Origin of the sequence: Serratia sp. CY74737, from assembly GCF_052166775.1 — a bacterium.
GTDB classification, from domain to species: Bacteria; Pseudomonadota; Gammaproteobacteria; order Enterobacterales; family Enterobacteriaceae; genus Serratia; species Serratia ureilytica.
Genome location: NZ_JBJNOF010000016.1, coordinates 123,933 through 140,726, shown reverse-complemented (window position 1 = coordinate 140,726; position 16,794 = coordinate 123,933). Strand labels below are relative to the sequence as shown.

17 protein-coding genes are annotated in these 16,794 nt (G+C 60.8%); 6 read left to right on the top strand and 11 right to left on the bottom strand.

Translation table 11 applies throughout. The annotated features are described in order from the left end of the window. The first annotated feature begins 116 nt into the window (after positions 1-116). On the top strand, positions 117-1,031 hold the full coding sequence (locus tag ACJ8PE_RS21340) for a DMT family transporter (RefSeq protein ID WP_033645389.1): 915 nt from the start codon (positions 117-119) through the stop codon (positions 1,029-1,031). On the opposite strand, the gene pdxR is transcribed toward ACJ8PE_RS21340, so the two are convergent. The 9 genes from pdxR to ACJ8PE_RS21295 all read right to left on the bottom strand — a co-directional run bounded on the left by pdxR (position 1,028) and on the right by ACJ8PE_RS21295 (position 10,051). Continuing rightward, positions 1,028-2,521 carry a MocR-like pyridoxine biosynthesis transcription factor PdxR gene (gene pdxR / locus ACJ8PE_RS21335; protein WP_197793244.1) on the bottom strand — a complete coding sequence of 498 codons (1,494 nt, stop codon included), beginning with the start codon at positions 2,519-2,521 and terminating at the stop codon, positions 1,028-1,030. The genes ACJ8PE_RS21340 and pdxR overlap by 4 nt on opposite strands. 79 nt (positions 2,522-2,600) lie before the next feature. Then, the gene (locus tag ACJ8PE_RS21330; protein ID WP_033645336.1) at positions 2,601-3,224 is read right to left on the bottom strand and encodes a LuxR C-terminal-related transcriptional regulator; all 624 of its coding nucleotides are present in this window, start codon (positions 3,222-3,224) and stop codon (positions 2,601-2,603) included. 109 nt (positions 3,225-3,333) lie between these two features. After that, positions 3,334-3,873 (bottom strand): fimbrial protein, encoded by a 540-nt coding sequence (locus ACJ8PE_RS21325; RefSeq protein ID WP_033645335.1) that lies wholly within the window; start codon positions 3,871-3,873, stop codon positions 3,334-3,336. An 18-nt stretch (positions 3,874-3,891) separates the two neighbouring features. After that, positions 3,892-4,896, bottom strand: a complete 1,005-nt coding sequence (locus ACJ8PE_RS21320) for a fimbrial protein (RefSeq protein ID WP_033645334.1) — start codon at positions 4,894-4,896, stop codon at positions 3,892-3,894. A gap of 14 nt (positions 4,897-4,910) precedes the next feature. Continuing rightward, a complete protein-coding gene (locus ACJ8PE_RS21315) occupies positions 4,911-5,522 on the bottom strand; it encodes a fimbrial protein (RefSeq protein WP_197793245.1) in 612 nt (203 codons plus the stop codon). A gap of 11 nt (positions 5,523-5,533) precedes the next feature. Further along, a complete protein-coding gene (locus ACJ8PE_RS21310; RefSeq protein ID WP_197793246.1) occupies positions 5,534-6,280 on the bottom strand; it encodes a fimbrial biogenesis chaperone in 747 nt (248 codons plus the stop codon). Positions 6,281-6,304: 24 nt separating this feature from the next. Beyond that, positions 6,305-8,806 (bottom strand): fimbria/pilus outer membrane usher protein, encoded by a 2,502-nt coding sequence (locus tag ACJ8PE_RS21305; protein ID WP_033645331.1) that lies wholly within the window; start codon positions 8,804-8,806, stop codon positions 6,305-6,307. Between the two features lie 71 nt (positions 8,807-8,877). Then, entirely contained in the window at positions 8,878-9,429 is a 552-nt protein-coding gene (locus ACJ8PE_RS21300; protein WP_033651771.1) for a fimbrial protein, read from the bottom strand. A gap of 91 nt (positions 9,430-9,520) precedes the next feature. Further along, positions 9,521-10,051 (bottom strand): fimbrial protein, encoded by a 531-nt coding sequence (locus tag ACJ8PE_RS21295; RefSeq protein ID WP_019455211.1) that lies wholly within the window; start codon positions 10,049-10,051, stop codon positions 9,521-9,523. Between the two features lie 757 nt (positions 10,052-10,808). On the opposite strand from ACJ8PE_RS21295, the gene ACJ8PE_RS21290 reads away from it, so the two are divergent. From ACJ8PE_RS21290 to fetB, 5 genes are all read left to right on the top strand, one after another. Next, positions 10,809-11,222: a hypothetical protein gene (locus ACJ8PE_RS21290; protein WP_033651770.1), complete on the top strand. Its 414-nt coding sequence runs from the start codon at positions 10,809-10,811 to the stop codon at positions 11,220-11,222. 29 nt (positions 11,223-11,251) lie between these two features. Beyond that, entirely contained in the window at positions 11,252-12,361 is a 1,110-nt protein-coding gene (locus ACJ8PE_RS21285; protein WP_442536864.1) for an FKBP-type peptidyl-prolyl cis-trans isomerase N-terminal domain-containing protein, read from the top strand. A gap of 37 nt (positions 12,362-12,398) precedes the next feature. Beyond that, the gene (locus ACJ8PE_RS21280; protein ID WP_033645326.1) at positions 12,399-12,686 is read left to right on the top strand and encodes a FaeA/PapI family transcriptional regulator; all 288 of its coding nucleotides are present in this window, start codon (positions 12,399-12,401) and stop codon (positions 12,684-12,686) included. 189 nt (positions 12,687-12,875) lie between these two features. After that, positions 12,876-13,553, top strand: coding sequence for an iron efflux ABC transporter ATP-binding subunit FetA (gene fetA, locus ACJ8PE_RS21275; protein WP_442536863.1), 678 nt, complete (start codon positions 12,876-12,878; stop codon positions 13,551-13,553). Then, entirely contained in the window at positions 13,540-14,313 is a 774-nt protein-coding gene (gene fetB, locus ACJ8PE_RS21270) for an iron efflux ABC transporter permease subunit FetB (protein ID WP_033645324.1), read from the top strand. Before fetA ends, fetB begins: the two co-directional genes overlap by 14 nt. Before the next feature lie 36 nt (positions 14,314-14,349). Here the strand turns inward: fetB and ACJ8PE_RS21265 are convergent, their stop codons facing one another. Continuing rightward, complete coding sequence (locus tag ACJ8PE_RS21265) at positions 14,350-15,186, bottom strand: TIM barrel protein (RefSeq protein WP_197760670.1); 837 nt, start codon at positions 15,184-15,186, stop codon at positions 14,350-14,352. 31 nt (positions 15,187-15,217) lie between these two features. Then, a complete protein-coding gene (locus ACJ8PE_RS21260) occupies positions 15,218-16,660 on the bottom strand; it encodes a sugar porter family MFS transporter (protein ID WP_099784933.1) in 1,443 nt (480 codons plus the stop codon). Between the last annotated feature and the right edge of the window lie 134 nt (positions 16,661-16,794).

Genomic DNA, 16,794 nt, shown 5'->3' with positions numbered 1-16,794 from the left:
AAAATAGAACGCAGCCCCGGCAAGCGACGCCGGGGGAACGATGTTCTCTTTCACTATGACCTCGCCTCGCGGGTTGCCGATTTCGGTATGCCTCAGGCGTGCGGAGCATTCGCATGATGGACAGTCAGTCTGAAAAAACGCTTGTTGTTACCCCTGCTCATCCCGCCGTCGGGCATTCGGCTCAGGGCTGGATGAACGGTTTCCTCGGCATGATTATCTTCAGCGGCTCGTTGCCCGCCACCCGGGTGGCGGTGCTGGAGCTCGATCCGCTGTTTCTGACGGCGATCAGGGCGGCGATCGCCGCTTTGCTGGCCCTGTGCGCGCTGCGGATCACTCGCCAGGCGCGGCCGACGCGGGCCGATTTGCCGCCGCTGCTGTTTGTGGCGCTCGGCGTGGTCATCGGTTTTCCGCTGCTGACGGCGCTGGCGCTGCAGCACACCACCTCGGCGCATTCGCTGGTGTATATCGGCCTGCTGCCGCTGGCGACCGCCGGTTTTGGCGTCTTGCGCGGCGGTGAGCGCCCCAAGCCCGCTTTTTGGGCTTTTTCGGGCATTGGCGCCGCGCTGGTGGGGGCGTTCGCGCTGAGCCAGGGGAGCGGCGGCGCCTGGCAGGGAGATGCGCTGATGGTCGGCGCGGTGCTGCTGTGCGGTTTGGGTTATGCCGAAGGCGCGGTGCTGTCGCGCCGGATCGGCGGCTGGCAGGTGATCTCCTGGGCGCTGGTGGCGGCGTTGCCGTTGACGCTGGCGGCCGCATGGTGGGCGGCGCCGGCCGCTTGGCCCGTCGTCAGCGGCGCCGCCTGGCTGTCGCTGGCTTACGTCTCGGTGTTCAGCATGTGGATCGGCTTTATCTTCTGGTATCGCGGCCTGGCGCAGGGCGGCATCGCCGCCGTCGGGCAATTGCAGCTGCTGCAGCCGTTCTTCGGCCTGGCGCTGGCGGGCTGGCTGCTGCAGGAAACCGTCCAGCCGATGATGATCGCCGTGATGGCCGGCGTGGTGGTTTGCGTGTTCGGCGCCAAGCGCTTTTCTCGCTAGGCCCCGTTGCGGGCGCAGGCGCGGATCACCTCGCCGAGCCGTTCCACCGCCTGCTGCACCTGGCGGTCATCGTAACCGCCCAACCCCAGCACCAGACCCGGCTCACCGTGGCCGGGCGCATACATCGGCGATACCGCCCGCAGCGCCAATCCGGCTTCGTTGGCCTGCTGGGCGACCTGCACGTCGTCGAGATCTTTCCTCAGCCACAGCACCATGTGCATGCCCTGATCGCAGGGCTGCACCCTCCCCAATTCGGCCGGGATGCGCGCGTTGATCGCCTCGATCAGCACCCGGCGTTTCTCGGCGTAGACGCCGCGCATTTTGCGGATATGCCGGTCGAGATACCCTTCGGCGATAAAGGCGGCCAGTACGTGTTGATCCGCGCTGGGCGGGTGACGATCCATCAGGATCCGGGCGCCGCAAAAGGCGTCGACCAGCGGCGGCGGCACGATGGCGTAACCCAACCGCAGCGAAGGGAACAACACCTTGCTGAAGGTGCCGAGATAGAGCGTCCGCTCGGGCGCCAACCCTTGCAGCGAAGGGAACGGGTGGCCGGCGTAGCGCATCTCGCTGTCGTAATCGTCTTCCACGATCCAGGCCTGTTGTTCTCTGGCCCAGGCCAGCAGGGCGCTTCTTTTCGTCATGCTCATCGGCATGCCCAGCGGATATTGATGCGACGGCGTGACAAAGGCGGCGCGGGCGTCGGCGGCCAGACGCACGCCGGCGGCAACGTCGATGCCGTCGTCGGCGACGGGTACCCTAATCATGTGCCGATCGCGAAACAGGCTGTCGAAAATGGCGGTGATGCCGGCGTAGGCGGGATCTTCGACCCAGGCGCTGTCGCCGGCGTCCAACAGGATCTGCGCGGCCAGATACAGTCCCTGCTGGGTGCCGGCGGTGATGAGGATTTGCTGCGGCGTGCAGTTTACCGAGCGGGAACGGCGCACATAATCGCAGATGGCTTCGCGCAGCGGCAGGGCGCCCAACGGATCGCCATAGCCGGACGGGGCGCCGGGGCCGCGCGCCCGGATGCGGTTGCCGAGCCGCCGCCAGATATCGTCGGGCGCGGTATCGCCGATCGGGACCGACACGGTGAATGGCACCGACGGCAGCGCCCGCGCCTGGGCGGCAAAACGCGCCAGATGCTGCGCCTGTGAAGAAAGCGGCACGGTTGTGGCCGGAGCGGTTTGCACCGTGGCGTGTGGCGTGCGGCGCGGCGCCTGATAGTGGGCGACCCGGGTGCCGGAGCCGGGCTGCGGTTCAAGAAAGCCTTCCGCCGTCAGCTGAGCAAACGCCTCCAATACCGTGCCGCGCGCCAGATTCAGAGCCGCCGACAGCCGGCGCGTCGAAGGCAGCAGATCGCCCGCTTTCAGATCGCCTTTGTGGATGGCCCGGCGCAGGGCCTGCGCCAGTTGGTGGCTTAGCTGCCCCGCCTGGCGGTCAATCTCGCCGAGGGCGGGGACGTCAACGACTTGGGCTGTTCTGGGCATGCATTCCGGCTCGCTGTGCAGTGCAAAAATGAGTATTCAGAGTAAACCACTCTGTCGGCACTCGCGAGTCCGTTGTCAGTCAACTCAGCCCGCGCTGATTCAGCAGCACCTTATTCAGCTCGCTGTTTTTACGCACGTTGAGCTTGCGCATCGCCGAACGCTTATGGGCGCTGATGGTTTTCTGGCTGCGCTGCAGCAGGCCGGCGATGCTGCAGGCGGACATGCCGCTGCTCATCAAACCCAGCACCTTTTTCTCGCAGTGGCTGAGCGCGGCGATGCGGCAAGCCTGGCATTTCCACTGGCCGGCGGCGTGCAGCGCCACCCACGGATGCAGGATGAACTTTTCCAACGCCATCTGCAGCTTGAGGCGAATGGCGTAGGCCGAATCGCGCCGATGGATGCTGAACAGCGGCGGCAGGTTTTTCACCTGTTGCTGGGTCGCGTCGTCGAGGATCAGCAGGGTCAGCTGCCGCTGGCGCGGAACGCCGTGAGGGCTTTGATAACAACAGGCGCAGCCCCAGCGCTCTTCCGGCGTGCGGAACACGATTTCGATGTTATCCAACGCCTGCAGCGCCAGCGGCGAGAACTGCGGGTACCGGCGGTGGCATTCGTTCAGGGAGTGCAGATAGTCCTGCAGCAGCAGACGCAGCCCCTGCTGGTAGAAGTTATCGCTGTCGAACAGCGTGAAGCGAATATCTGGCATGGGTGACTCCTTAAAAAGCCGTGGCGCCGCGCCGGAGCAAACGGTGACGGCCCATCGCCGGCGTTCGCGCGCCGGTCGTTTTCCTGATTTCCCTGGGATGGTGCGGGGCTTATTGGTACGCCAGCACAAAATTGGCGATGGACGTGAATTCGCCTTCGGTAATGCTTTGGTTTTGAATCGCGCTGGGCCGCCCTTGCACATAGGCGGTGAAGTTCAGGCTGTTGGGGCCGTTTTGCAGCGCGACGGCGCTGGTGGCCTTATTCAAATCGATGTCTGCGCCCTGATGATCGAACAGGGCGATGGCGGCGCCGTTCGCGCCGTTGTTGATCGCCAGCTTGCCCGGCATCTCTCCGTCTTCGGTGCCGCTGAAGGTCACGCTGACGGATTTGAACACCGTGGTCTTGCAGTCGGTCAGCTTGATGCTGAACGGCACCGGCGTGGTATGGCCGTAGCGGTACAGGGTTTTGACGATCACCGTGCCCATCTCCACCAGCTGATCGGCGGACTGCGGTTCGATATTGCACGGCCGGCTCACCACGGTACCGTGGAACTGCACCGGCGCGCCGATAAGCTCGGTGTTCGCCGCCGCCGGCATGGCGGCAAACCACCAGGACGCGCAGCTGAGCAGCGCTAAAGCGCGTAGACGCATTTTCCGTTCCTCCCTCGGTTACTGGAATGCCGCCACGATGGTGGCCGACGCGTTGAATTCCCCTTCGCCGATCTCCGCGCCGCCGTTGGCGAACGGCGCCGCCACCAGGTTCCAGGAGCCGCCGTTGCCGATGTTTGGCACCGGGTAAAACTCGTTCGGAATGACCAGCTGGCCGTTGTGCGTCAGCCGGATGCCGAGATCGTTCTTGTCGGTTTTGAACACCTCGTTGCTGAAGGAAGCGGCCGTGCCCGACACCGCCAGCTTGATGTTCAGCGTGCCATCTTCGAAGCTGCCGCCCTCGCACTGGAAGCGCACCGGAATGCTTTGCGGGTAGTTCGAACCGTTGAGATCGCTGCCGCCGATTTCGCCGAACTCCACGTTGATCAGCTGGCCTTCGTTCACTACGCATTTATCCGGCACGTAAAGGATCGCGGACTGGATAAACACCTGCGCCATCGGATTGGGGCCGAAACCGCCGTCGGTTGAGCCGAGGCGGCCGAACATCTCGATGATCTGCCGATCGTTAATCTCGACGCCGTTGATGATCTTTTTGCGCACCCGGAAGGTGATGCGGCCTTTTGAACCGCTTTCATAGTTGTTGACCTGCACATAGGGCGGTGAGCAACTGTGATTGGGATACTCGTTGGATTCGTTGTAAAAAGGCACCGTGACATAGGCCTTCTTATTACCTGCAATCCACACTTCGGCTTTTAAATCCAGGAAGTCGTTCAACTGCAAGAAGCCGTTGCCGTAGTCAGAGGGGGGCAGCGCCGAATCCGACTTGTAAAAGTGCGGGCTTCGGGGGATCGGCGTATCGCAGTAGGCCTTGCCGGTATAGGTACCGCCTAATGAATAGGGAAACTGTTTGGTGAACCCCACCTGGTTGGTGATGTTGCTTTGATTCAGATCGATATAGAACTGTTTGGGGCCGCCGTCCGGCGTGACGTAGCCGTTGGCCCAGGCGGCGGGAGCCGCCAGCGCGATCGCCAGCGGCAGGCAGAGTTTGGTCAGTTGTGTTTTCATCGCGTTCTTGAGCCTCACAGGTAAATCACCTGAATGTGCGCCACGGCAGCGAACCCGGCCGCCATCACCGCCCGCTGGGTGGATTCCACGCTGGCGCTGAACCACAGGGTGTTGCTGCCGGGTTGCAGAATGTAAGGGCGGCTGCGTTGATTCAGCGCCAGCGCCTGGCCTTGTTGGTCTTGCAGCCGCAGGCCGATGCCTTGCACGCCGCCGTTCAGCTTCAGCAGCGAGGGGTTGTCGACATCGCTTTCGCCGAGAAACACCAGCGTGGCGGCCTGCTCTCCCTGCAGGTAGAGGCGGCCGGCGTCGCCGTTGCGCGGGCCGGCCGGATTATCCGCCAGCGCGCGCGCGCCCAGCAGGCAGTTGCGGAATGAGAGGCGAAAACGCACCGGCGCGCTGCGATCGCCGGCGTTGCGGAAGTCGCGTGCGCTGACGTCGCCCAGATCGATGGACTGATCCCGGCTGTCCGGCGTCAGGCTGCAGGGAGAGCTGAGCAGGCCGCCGTGAAAGCTGACGGTGCCGGTGGTGCCTTCGATCACGCCCAGCGGCGTTGCCGCCATCGCGCCGCCGCCGCACAGCAGTGCGCCGAGCAGCAGCGGGCGCAGTCGATCGGTGAATTCAGCCATGCTGGACCTCCTTATTTTTTCTCGGGCACGGCGGTGCAAACGCCGCCATTGCAGACGAAGCGCAGCTCCGGATGGCCGCCGTAGTCGTTGATGTAGGTGATGACGAAGCTGTTCATGCCGGTCTCTTGCAGCTTGAGGCTTTCGCTGGATTTCGGCTTCAGCATCAGCGGCTGAAAACCGCCGATCGCGCCGCCGCCCTGTTTTTGCGTCTGCCGCGTCATGCCGGTCAGGGTGATGTAAAACGGCGTCGGGTTGTCGACGGTCATGGTGCCGCCGCTTTTACGGAACACCAGCTTTTCCTGCCACACCTGGCCCTTGGGCGCGACGATGGCTTTCGGCCGATAGAACAGCTTGATCTGCGTTTGCAGCGCCAGCTGCATCACGTTGGTTTTGGTGCTTTTCGGCGGAATTTCGCGCAGGTTGAAGTAGAACACCGACTCGCGATCCTGCGGCAGGCGATCCGCCTCCGGCGTCTTGGTGATGCGCACCACGCTGCGTTCGCTTGGTTCCACGCGCTGCAGCGGCGGCAGCACCACCAGCGGCGAGGTGATTTTCTGGTGCTGCTCGTTCTCCAGCCAGGACTGCGCCAGGAAGGGCAGCTCTTTGTTTTCGTTGACGATATTCAGGCTGATCGATTTGGCGTCGCTCACATAAACGGCGCGCGTGCGATCCAGCGATATCGCCGCGTCGGCGGTGGGCAGTACGGCGCTCAGAGCCAGGCCGGCGGCGGTCAGTAGCGTTATCGGGTGTTTGTTCATGTCATCATTTCTCAGCGTTACGGATTACAGGGTGGCGCACGGCAGCAGCAGCTGGTCCAGCGGCTTGGCGGCGCCCGGGATCACGATGCGGCAGCGGCGTTGGCCTTCCCAGGCGACGTCCAGTTTTTCCTCCGGCTGCACGCCGGTCAGGTAGACCGAGCCGCCATCGTTGACCACCGCGACCTCGCGGCCTTTCTCGCTCAGTACCGCGGCGCCGAACGGCGGTTCGCTGCCGTCCGCGAGGCGAATGGTGGCCAGCAGCTTGCTGCCTTTCACCACCTCGAAGTGGCGGTAGCCGATGGCGCCTTCGGTCAGCGTGCCTTGCACCACGGCGCGAGTGGCCTCGACGTCGTCCGCCAGCTTGTTGACGTCGATGCGGGTGTCGGTGTTGTAGTAGCTGGTGATGTCGGAAATCACCGCCAGCCCGAAACGGTTGCTGTAGGCGCGGCCGTTGTTGATCGGCACGCCGGCGATGCCGTCGGTGTCGAGCATCATGCGGCTGCCGCCGTTGCTCGAGTTCTGATGCGCCGCGATACCGTGCCGGGTCGCGGTGAGGCCGCCGCGGAACGAGCCGCCGATCGACGAGTAGCTGTCCTGCTGGTAAGAGGCGCTGGCGTTCAGCGAACCGAACGAGGCGTTATGGGTGTAGTACCCGCGCGCCAGCGATTTGCCGGACTGATTAAAGCCGCCGCTGACCTGCCAGGTATTGTCCGGATCGCTGTAGTCGTTGTACGACGCGGTCTGCGTGACATCGCCGTTGTTGGTTTGCAGCGCATAACCGACGCGCCGACGGTCGCCGATCGGCACGGTGAAGTTGAGCATCACACTGTCGTCGGTGCGGCCCTGGTAATAGGTGCGGTAAGCCGACAGCGAGGCGGTGATGTTGCTGATATCGCCGACGCTGAACAGCTTGCTGGCCGACAGCCCGTAACGATCCTGAGTTCGCGCATCCCAATAGGTCTGGTGCGAGTAGGTCAGGTAGGCGGTGATCGCCTTGGCGCTGTCTTCCGCCATAAAGGTTTTGCTGGCGGTGATGGTGTACAGCTCTTTCTGGCGGCCGTTGTAATTCTTGTCGTAATCGCCGTAACGCTCCTGCAGGTACTGCGACATGTTCATGAACTTGCGCTGCGAGAAGCGGTAGCCGGCGAAGGTGATCTGGCTGTTCAGTTCGTCGAAGCGTTTGGCGTAGTTGAGCTTGAACGACATGCCGCTGGCGGTCGGCTCGCCGGGCAGACGGGCGATCGACTGGGTGACGTCCAGCGACATGGCGCCGAACACGTTCAGATCGCGGCCGAGGCCGAGCGCCCAGGCGTTATAGTCGCCGCCGAGCAGCGCGCCGCCGTACAGCGACCAGGCGTTGCTCAGGCCCCAGGAGAAGTCGCTGGCGGAAAACAGCGGCCCCTGGGTGCGGTGGTCGTAGGCCGAGGTTTTGCCCAGCGCCACGTTGTAGCGCACGTAGCCCGGTCGGGTCAGGTACGGAATGGTGGCGGTATCCACCTGGAAGGTCGAGACGGTGCCGTCCTGCTCTTCCACCTTGACGTCCAGCTTGCCGCGCACCGAGCTGTTGAGATCCTGAATGGCGAACGGCCCGGCGGGCACGGTGGTTTCGTACAGCGTGCGGCCTTCCTGCGAGACGGTGATCTTGGCGTTGCTCTTGGCGATGCCGCGCACTTCCGGCGCGTAGCCCTGCAGGTTCGGCGGCAGCATGCGCTCGTCGCTGGCCAGATTGAGGCCGGTGAAGCGATAGGCGTCGAACACCCCGGAGTCGAGATAAATCTCACCCAGTGTCAGCTTGGCGGCCTGCATCGGCAGCGCGCGGTAGGCGTAGATCTGATTCCAGTCGAAGCCGGTGCTGCGATCGCCGGCCTGCTGATTGTAATTGGCCTGGTAGTCCGCGCGCAGGCGCCAGGGGCCCAGGTTGGCGCCCAGCGTGCCGTAGCTGCTGAGGTTCTGGGCGGTGTTGTTGTTGTGATTCTGCTTGCCTAACTGGCCGCTCAGGTTGTAGTCCAGCAGCAGGCCGGGAATGCCGTCGTCCCACTGCTCGGGCGGCGTCCAGTCGGGATCGGAGTATTTCATCCACGCCTGCGGGATGGTGATCGCCAGCACGCCGCCGCCGATGCGATCGGAGACGGTCGCGCCTTTGATGCCGCGAATGTCGGCGCACTGGTTGTCGTGCCACAGGGTGACTTTTTTGGCCGCTTCTTCTTTCAGCGCCATTTTTTCCACCAGATCAGGCGGCAGGCACACCTGGCTACCGCTTTTGTTATCCGGCGACGGGAAATACTGAATGCTGCGCTGGGGCAGCGTTTTCTGGTTGATCTTGATGTCCAGCAAATAAGCGCCGGGCATGACGTAGTCGGCATCGGAGAAACGCGAAAGATCCACTTTGCTGCGCTCGCCGATATCCAGGACGTCGGTATTGAATTCCGTGGCGGAAAATGCCGGACGCACCCAGAGGAAAGATAGAATGACGAGAAGAGGTAGGTGTTTCCGTGTCAGTAATGACGTCATAGCATAATCACTCATGGCAAGTCCGCGCCCAATAGCAGGTCATCCGTGCGACCTGAATACGTAATGCTGTGCAGCGCCCGCCGGCGCTAGAGATAAGACAGGGTGAATTTGGCCAGAGAGCTGAAGCCGCCCGCCCGCGCCTTATCGGGATGCAGGCGCAACTGCGCGCCAAAGCGCAGCGTGTTGTCGCCGGCGACGATCTGGTAATCCGCCGTCGTGCTGCCGAGCGGGATCGGGGTGCCGGCATCGGTCAACAGCTCGATAGCCACGCCCTGCGCCTCGCCGTAAACGCCCAGCAGGGAAGGATCCCGGCTGTCGGCGGTGCCGTCGAAGGTGACGTTGGCCGCGCGATAGATGAAGTCAGGCTTCACCTGGCTGGCCAGTTCGCAGTTCACCAGTTTGATCGTGAAATGACGGCGGCTGCCGATCAGCACCGATTGCCCGTCCTGCGAGGCATCGGTCATGGCGATCAGACCGAAATCGACGGTTTGATCCAGGCTGTCGCTGGCGATGCCGCACGGCGTTTCAACGATGGTGCCGCCCAGGCTGACTTTGCCGTGGCCCTGATTTTTCACTGCCGCCGCCGCGCTGCCTACGCTGAGCGCGATGAGCAACAGGCCGCAAAGGCGGATAGTCATGCTGGCGTCTCCCTGTCTTGCCCTGTTCCCTTGCCGCTCTCGTCGGCATGCAATCAAGCGGGGGATGCCCTGAGACATCCCCTGTGGGGTATTACAGGTAAGCCAGGGTGAAGTTGGCCACGCTGGTGAAGTCGCCCGGCACCACGGCGGCGGAGGCGCTGCTGCCCTGCAGGTAAGCGGCGAATTTCAGCGAGTTGTCGCCGTCGTTCAGGCCCTGACCGTCGGTCGCCGTGCCCAGTTCCACTTCCTTGGAGTGCAGGTTGTCGTAGATCACGATGCCGGCGCCGGTTGCCGTGCCGCTCAGAGCCAGCAGTTTGTTGTTGACCGGATCAGGCGTGCCGGTAAAGGTCACCTTGACGTTTTTCATGGTGGAGATGGAGCAATCTTTCAGTTCGATGTTGAAAGGTTGCATGCTGGATTTACCCTGGTTAGCCAGGATGCGGCTGCTGATTTGGCCCATTGGTACGGTTTGGTCAACGGATTCCGGCGCGACGCTGCATGGCGCATCGATAATTTCGCCGGTAAAGGTGACTTTACCGCTGCCCTGATTAGATGCGGCGTGAGCAACAGATGCAGAAGCGAAAGCAATCACGGTTGCCAGCATTAATTTATTCAGTTTCATTTCTCAGGTTCCTGTAGAGAGTTTTTAAATAAAAAGAACAGCACATCTAAATCCCCCGCAGCGGTGGCAACGTCATGTCGCCGGCCGTACGGTTGGAGCCAGATCCTTTTGCTCTGGGCAATACGCCAACATCCGTTATTTATGAGAAATAACGAGATTGGGAAAATCGACAATGGATTTTCTGGTAAATAAAATACGAGTTTTACGTGTGGCGTGTTGCTGGGAATATTCTTGCAAATAATAGTATTGCTTGGAAATAGATTTTATTAAATTAAGTCAAATTCAGAATATAAAACCAAAAGGAAAAAGAAATATATTTGCTTTAAAACCAATAGATCGTATACGAATATTATCCAGTATAAATCACTATATAAATAACGATATGCGAGATATTAGATCGGGGGAAATAGGCTGATACCTACAATTCGCCATATTGTTTTGCTAATATCGCCCTGAGGCAGCAGATGATGAATTTCCCTTTAGAAACAAAATATAAAACATAATCTATTGTTTTTATTGTTGTTTAGTGGTTTTCTTCCCCTAAGGGATTGGCTTTTTTATTCGTGTTTAGCCCGCGTTTAGGTCTAATTCATTAACAATTAAATAACAATGTCATCGGTAGTGAATTATTCTATCGCACTGCGGTATAGGGATTTTTCACCGCCTAACCCATTTTGATTAATCAAATTAAGGCATGTGCTGTTGCCGTTCGCCACATAATGATGACCTAAGTGACAATTAAAGGATTATAAACGGAATGATAACGATGATTAATGCTTGCGGCGGCCGCCGCACGGTAGTTTCTGCTATATTTTTACTGTCTGTCATGTCGCTGTCAGGCTGCGTGGGCGGTAGCAAGACAAACCTGAATTCCGTGAAAAAACTTTCACAGAACAATCCTAATGATAAATCCGATGAACAACGTATCGCGCTTTGCCAGCAACGGGTTAACTCATTAAAAAATATTAATCCGCAGAGTTACCAAAAACGCATTGCCTATTTTAACGGTCTGCTTTCCAACGCTTCCGGATATGCCGGCGTGCGCGGCAATGTGGATGAAAGCACCCGTAAAGCGATTGATGCTCTTTATCAATATAAAACCGAGAAATTCTGCGCCGACGTCGAACATGAGCTGATGTCCGATCTGTCCAACCGGGTCGAGAATCTGTAGCCATGAAGCGATGCGCGCAAAGATGGGCGATGGGGCTTTGGCTGTTGGCGCTGAGCGGCGCCGTTTGCGCCGCTGACGACGGCATTCCCGCCCTGTTGAAGTTTGCCGAACAGCGGCAGGCTCCGCCGGCTGCGCTCAAGGAGGAAACCGCGCGTAAACCGGCGCCCGCACCGGCCGCCAAACCGGCCGCCGTCGCGGGGGCAGACAGCGCTCGTTTAACTTCACTGAAGCACTCTGTGCAACAGCAGGCGGAGAAAATCCGTCAGCTGGAGCGCCAGTTGGCGGCGGCTCAGGCCGCCGCGGCGCCGAAAAGCGAGCGGATCGATGTCGATATTCGGCCGTTGGCCGATGCCCTGAAGGCGTTGCGGCAGGCCGTTGCGCCGTTGCCTGAGGTCACCGCGCTGGCCGCTTCGCTCACGCGGGCCGAACAGCGCAGCGCAAGCTTGACGGCGCAGTTGGCACAGCAACGGCAGCGGGTAGACGCCTTGCTGGCTGAGCGGCGTCAGGCGGCTGAGGCCCCGGTGCTAGCCAGCGAGGCGGACAAGCAGGCGTATGCCGCCGGCGTATCGCTGGGGCGCGATATTTTGCATCTGCAGCAGGAGAACCGGCGCGCGGGACTGGAGGCGGATCGGCGGCTTTTGCTGGCGGGCATCGCCGATACCCTGGCCGGGCGCTTGCGGCTGGATGAGGCCGCCATCGACAGCGCGCTGCGCACGGCGCAGCAACGTTTGCAGCAGACGCAACAGACACAGGCTCCCCCTCCGGACGGCAAGGCCTATCTGGCCGATTTCGCCCGCCAGGAGGGAGTCAAGCAAGATGCGCTCGGTTTCTACTACCGGGTGGACTATGCCGGCAGCGGTGCGATCGGCGCCGACGATCGGGTGGATATCGTGGTGCGCGAAAGCCTGACCGACGGCCGGGTGATCAAAGACATGGAGCTGGCGGGAACGGTGATCTCGCAGCCATTGACGCGCTATCCGCCGCTGTTTCGCGCGGCTATCGAGAAGCTGCAGCGCCACGGCTCGATCACGCTGGTGGTGCCGCCAGCGCTGGCGTACGGCAAGCAGGGCAGCCCGCCGGCGATCCCTCCGGACGCCACCATGATTTATACCCTGCGCATCGCTGACGTGCAGTCGTGAGCGGGGAGCTCAGCAGTAACCACTCAGGAGGAATGCTATGGCCAAGGCGCCGAAAACGTTTGAAAGCAGAAAATCGCTGATGCTGAATGTGTTGCAAGGATTGTGCAGGGATCGTGTGGAAGGCTCCGGCGGCCATCATCCCCCGCCGGAGCAGTGGCCGAAGACCCGCGAGCTGGCGGATAAATGCGGTGAAAACATTTATACCACCCGCACTCTGCTGCTGGCGCTGGAAAAGGAGGGCAAGGTCCGCTGCACCCACCGCAGCATCAACAATTCTCTACGCTGGTACAGCTGCGACGAACAGGCAGCGATAAAAAAAGAGTGATTCGACCCTGACGGTCGCTTTTGACTATCTTACAGCTAAACATTAATTAATCTTATTATTTGGCGGGGCGTTTCGCTCCGCCAATCCTCCTCTCCGCTTTCCGCCCTCCGCGCAGGCATTGCTAAGATGTTTTTTGCGACCATATACTTATCGCTCAGACGGGAACAGGTGTAGGGAGCTGGCATCGTAATGAAGGAAAAGAAAGACATACTGAGATTGGATGATATTCATTATCAAATAGACCGCCAGGTGATCCTGGACTCCGTCTCTTTCACGTTGGGTGAGGGCGAGTTCAAACTGATCACCGGGCCTTCCGGCTGCGGAAAAAGCACGCTGCTGAAAATCATCTCTTCCTTAATGAATCCGACCAGCGGAAGCCTCTATTTCGACGGCCAGGCGATCGACGAGATGTCGCCGGAGGCGTATCGCAAGCAGGTCTCTTATTGCTTCCAGACGCCGGCGCTGTTCGGCAATACGGTTTACGACAATCTGGCGCTGCCGTATCAGATCCGCCAGGAACCGCCGGCCGAGCGAAAAATGAAGGCCGATCTGGCGCGTTTCGGCCTGCCGGAGGCGATGCTGACGAAAAGCATCAATGAACTGTCCGGCGGGGAGAAGCAGCGCGTGTCCCTGATCCGCAACCTGCAGTTTATGCCACGGGTGCTGTTGCTCGATGAGATCACCAGCGCGTTGGACGAGGAAAATAAGCGCAACCTCAACGAAATCGTGCATCAGCTGGTGGCGGAACACCGGCTGGCGGTGCTGTGGGTGACGCACGATACCGAAGAGATAGCGCATGCGGACGAGGTGATCACCCTGCGCGCGCACGGCGCCGAGCCACAGGAGCAACAGCATGAATCAGCATAATATCACCAACGAATCCTTGGGCTTGTCGATGGTGCTGGTGGTGGTCGCCATCCTGATCAGCCACCGGGAAAAGCTGGCGCTGGAAAAGGACATCATCTGGAGCATCTGCCGCGCGGTGGTGCAGCTGATCATCGTCGGCTACGTGCTGAAGTATATTTTCGACCTGGATAATGCCGTTCTCACCGTGTTGATGGTGCTGTTCATCTGCTTTAACGCGGCCTACAACGCCAAGAAACGCAGCAAGTATGTCGAACACGCGTTCGTGACGTCGTTTATCGCCATCACCACCGGCGCGGTGCTGACGCTGGCGGTGCTGGTATTGACCGGCTCCATCGAATTTACGCCGATGCAGGTGATCCCCATCTCCGGGATGATCGCCGGCAACGCCATGGTGGCGGTGGGGCTGTGCTATACCAACCTCGGCCAGCGTTTCAAAAGCGAGCAGCAGAAGATTCAGGAGATGCTCAGCCTGGGGGCGACGCCCAAGTTCGCGTCGGCGGCGCTGATCCGCGACAGCATCCGCGCTTCGCTGATCCCGACCGTCGACTCGGCGAAAACCGTCGGGCTGGTCAGCCTGCCGGGCATGATGTCCGGGCTGATCTTCGCCGGCATCGATCCGGTGAAAGCGATCAAATATCAGATTATGGTGACCTTCATGCTGCTTTCCACCGCCAGCCTGTCGACCATCATCGCCTGCTATCTGGCCTACCGTAAGTTTTACAACGAGCGCCATCAGCTGGTGGTCGGCAACCTGAAGTAACGCCATGAAAAACGGCCTCCGCGGAGGCCGTTTTGTTTACCCTTGCAGCAGGGCGATGCTCTGGCGGATTTCCCGTTCGATATCCGCCTCGCTCCAGCGGTCCAGCTGTGAAGAGAACGGTTCGAAGGCATAGACGCCGGTGTAGCCCAGGTGTTCCAGGTTCTGCACCTGGCGGCGGCTCTCCAGCCGATCGCCCTCGCTCAGCATGATGCGCTCTTCGTCGCTCAGCGCGCTTTTATCCCGCCCGTCCTCCACGCCGGACAGATGCACCAGGCCGATCTGCGCCACCTGGATCTGCGCGTCGAAGTCGGCCTGCGTCACGCCGCTCAGATAGTGGTGGAACGTATCGAGCACGATGCGGTACGGCGCGCCCGAGTCGCGGATGAGCGCCTGGGTCAGCAGCGACGATCGCAGCGAGCTGATGCCGAAGCCCAGCGGTTCGACGTATCCCTGTACGCCATAGCGGGCAAACAGCGGCGCCAGCAGCCGCAACGCCGCGAGGGTGTCGTCCCGTTTTTGCTGCTCGCTGCGCGTGTCGTCGGCGCTGCAGTGCGGGCATAGCACCAGCGCCCGGCTGCGGATGGCCTGCGCCTGCGCCAGCATCGCTTCGGCGCGCTGTTGCAGCGCCGCCGGGTCATCCATCAGATTGAACCTGCCGAGGGCGTTGATCGTGACGATCTTGATGCCGTATTGCGCGGCGAGCGCGTTGAGCTGCGCGTCGCTCAGATCGTCAGTTACCTTGCCGCTGGGCATGTCGTTGCGTAGCTCAACTTTGCTGAGCCCGCAGCGTTTCACCAGGCGGAAAAAACTGTCCAGATCGAGATTCGGCGCGATCTTGCGGTTAATGCAGAAGCGGTCCAGCGCAATGTTCATGGGCATGACTCCAGCGGTCAGGGTTGAGAGATCAGGATTTGCCGTTTTCCAGCGGCAGCGGCTTGCCGTCGGGCAGGGGGTGACGGTGGCGTTTGGCCAACACCACCTGCTCCATTTTTTCCAGCGAGACGCCTTTGGTTTCCGGGATATAGCGGCCGATAAACCAGTAGCTGAACAGGCAGCAGGCGGCGAAGATCCACATCGGGAAGGCGCCGTGGAAATGCGAGAACAGGTAAGGGTGATCGTTGATCATCGGGAACGACTGCGACACCGCGAAGTTGGCGACCCACATGCAGCCGACGGCGATGCTCATCCCCTGCGCGCGCATGCGGTTCGGGAAGATTTCCGACACCAGCACCCAGGCGCCGACGCCCCAGGAGAGCGCATAAAACACCATGAAGAACAGCATGCCGAACAGCGCGAAATAGCCGGTGGCCTGGGTGTAGAGCGCGTACGAGGTGAGCAGCAGGCCGGCGATGGCGCCCAGCGTGCCGTAACGCATCAGCGGAATGCGGCCCATGCGATCCATCAGCATGGCGCCGATGACCGAACCGACCAGCTGCAGCACGCCGATCCAGATGGTCTGGAACAGCGCTTCCTGTGCGTTTTCGGTGACGGTTTTCAGCACCACCGGCGCGTAGTACATCATCACGTTGACGCCGGTGACCTGCTGCAACATGGCGATCATACAGCCGACGAACAGGATGAACCGCACCCGCACATCGCCGTAGTTCAGCTTCCGGTGCTGCTGCTGTTGATCCTGCTGCAGCGAGTCTTTGATTTCTTTCAGCAGATTCTGCGCGTGGGCGGCGTTGGAGACTTTGGTCAACATCGCCAGCGCCTGATCGTCGCGCCCCATCATCACGTTCCAGCGCGGCGATTCAGGAATGACGAACACCAGGATGCAGAACAGAATGCAGGGGATCACGCCCGAGGCGAACATCCAGCGCCAGCCCATTTCCACCAGCCAGGCTTCGCTGGCGAGGCTGGCGATTTTGAAGTTGACGTAGAAAATCACGATCTGACCGAAGACGATGGCGAACTGCTGCATGCTGAGCGCCCGCCCGCGCATGTCTTTCGGCGACACTTCCGACATGTACATCGGCGACACGGTGGCGGCGATGCCGACCGCCAGCCCGCCAATGATGCGGTAAATGACGAACCAGGTGAAGGTCGGGGCCAATGCGGCGCCGACGGCGGAAACGGTGAACAGCAGCGCCGCCAGCATCAGCGCTTTTTTACGGCCCCAGCGCGCCGCCAGCGGCCCGGCGGCGAAGGCGCCGACCACGCAGCCAATCACCACGTTGGAGACGGCCCAGCCGGTTTCGGCCGGGCTGAGATCGAAATAGGTTTTCAACGCTTCGATCGCGCCGGAGATCACGGCGGTGTCGTAGCCGAACAGAATGCCGCCCAGGGCGGCGATGCCGCAAATTCGCAATATGTAACCGGTATTGTGCTTACGCTGATATGACATGTGTTGCTCCGATTTTTATCCTGGCTTCCGTCCGCACGGTTAGGGTGTCGGGAAGAGGGCGAGCGGAAGGGTGTGAACCGTGCCTGTCATCAAGGCGATGTCGTTGATAAATGCTGGAACAAACAAGAACATTT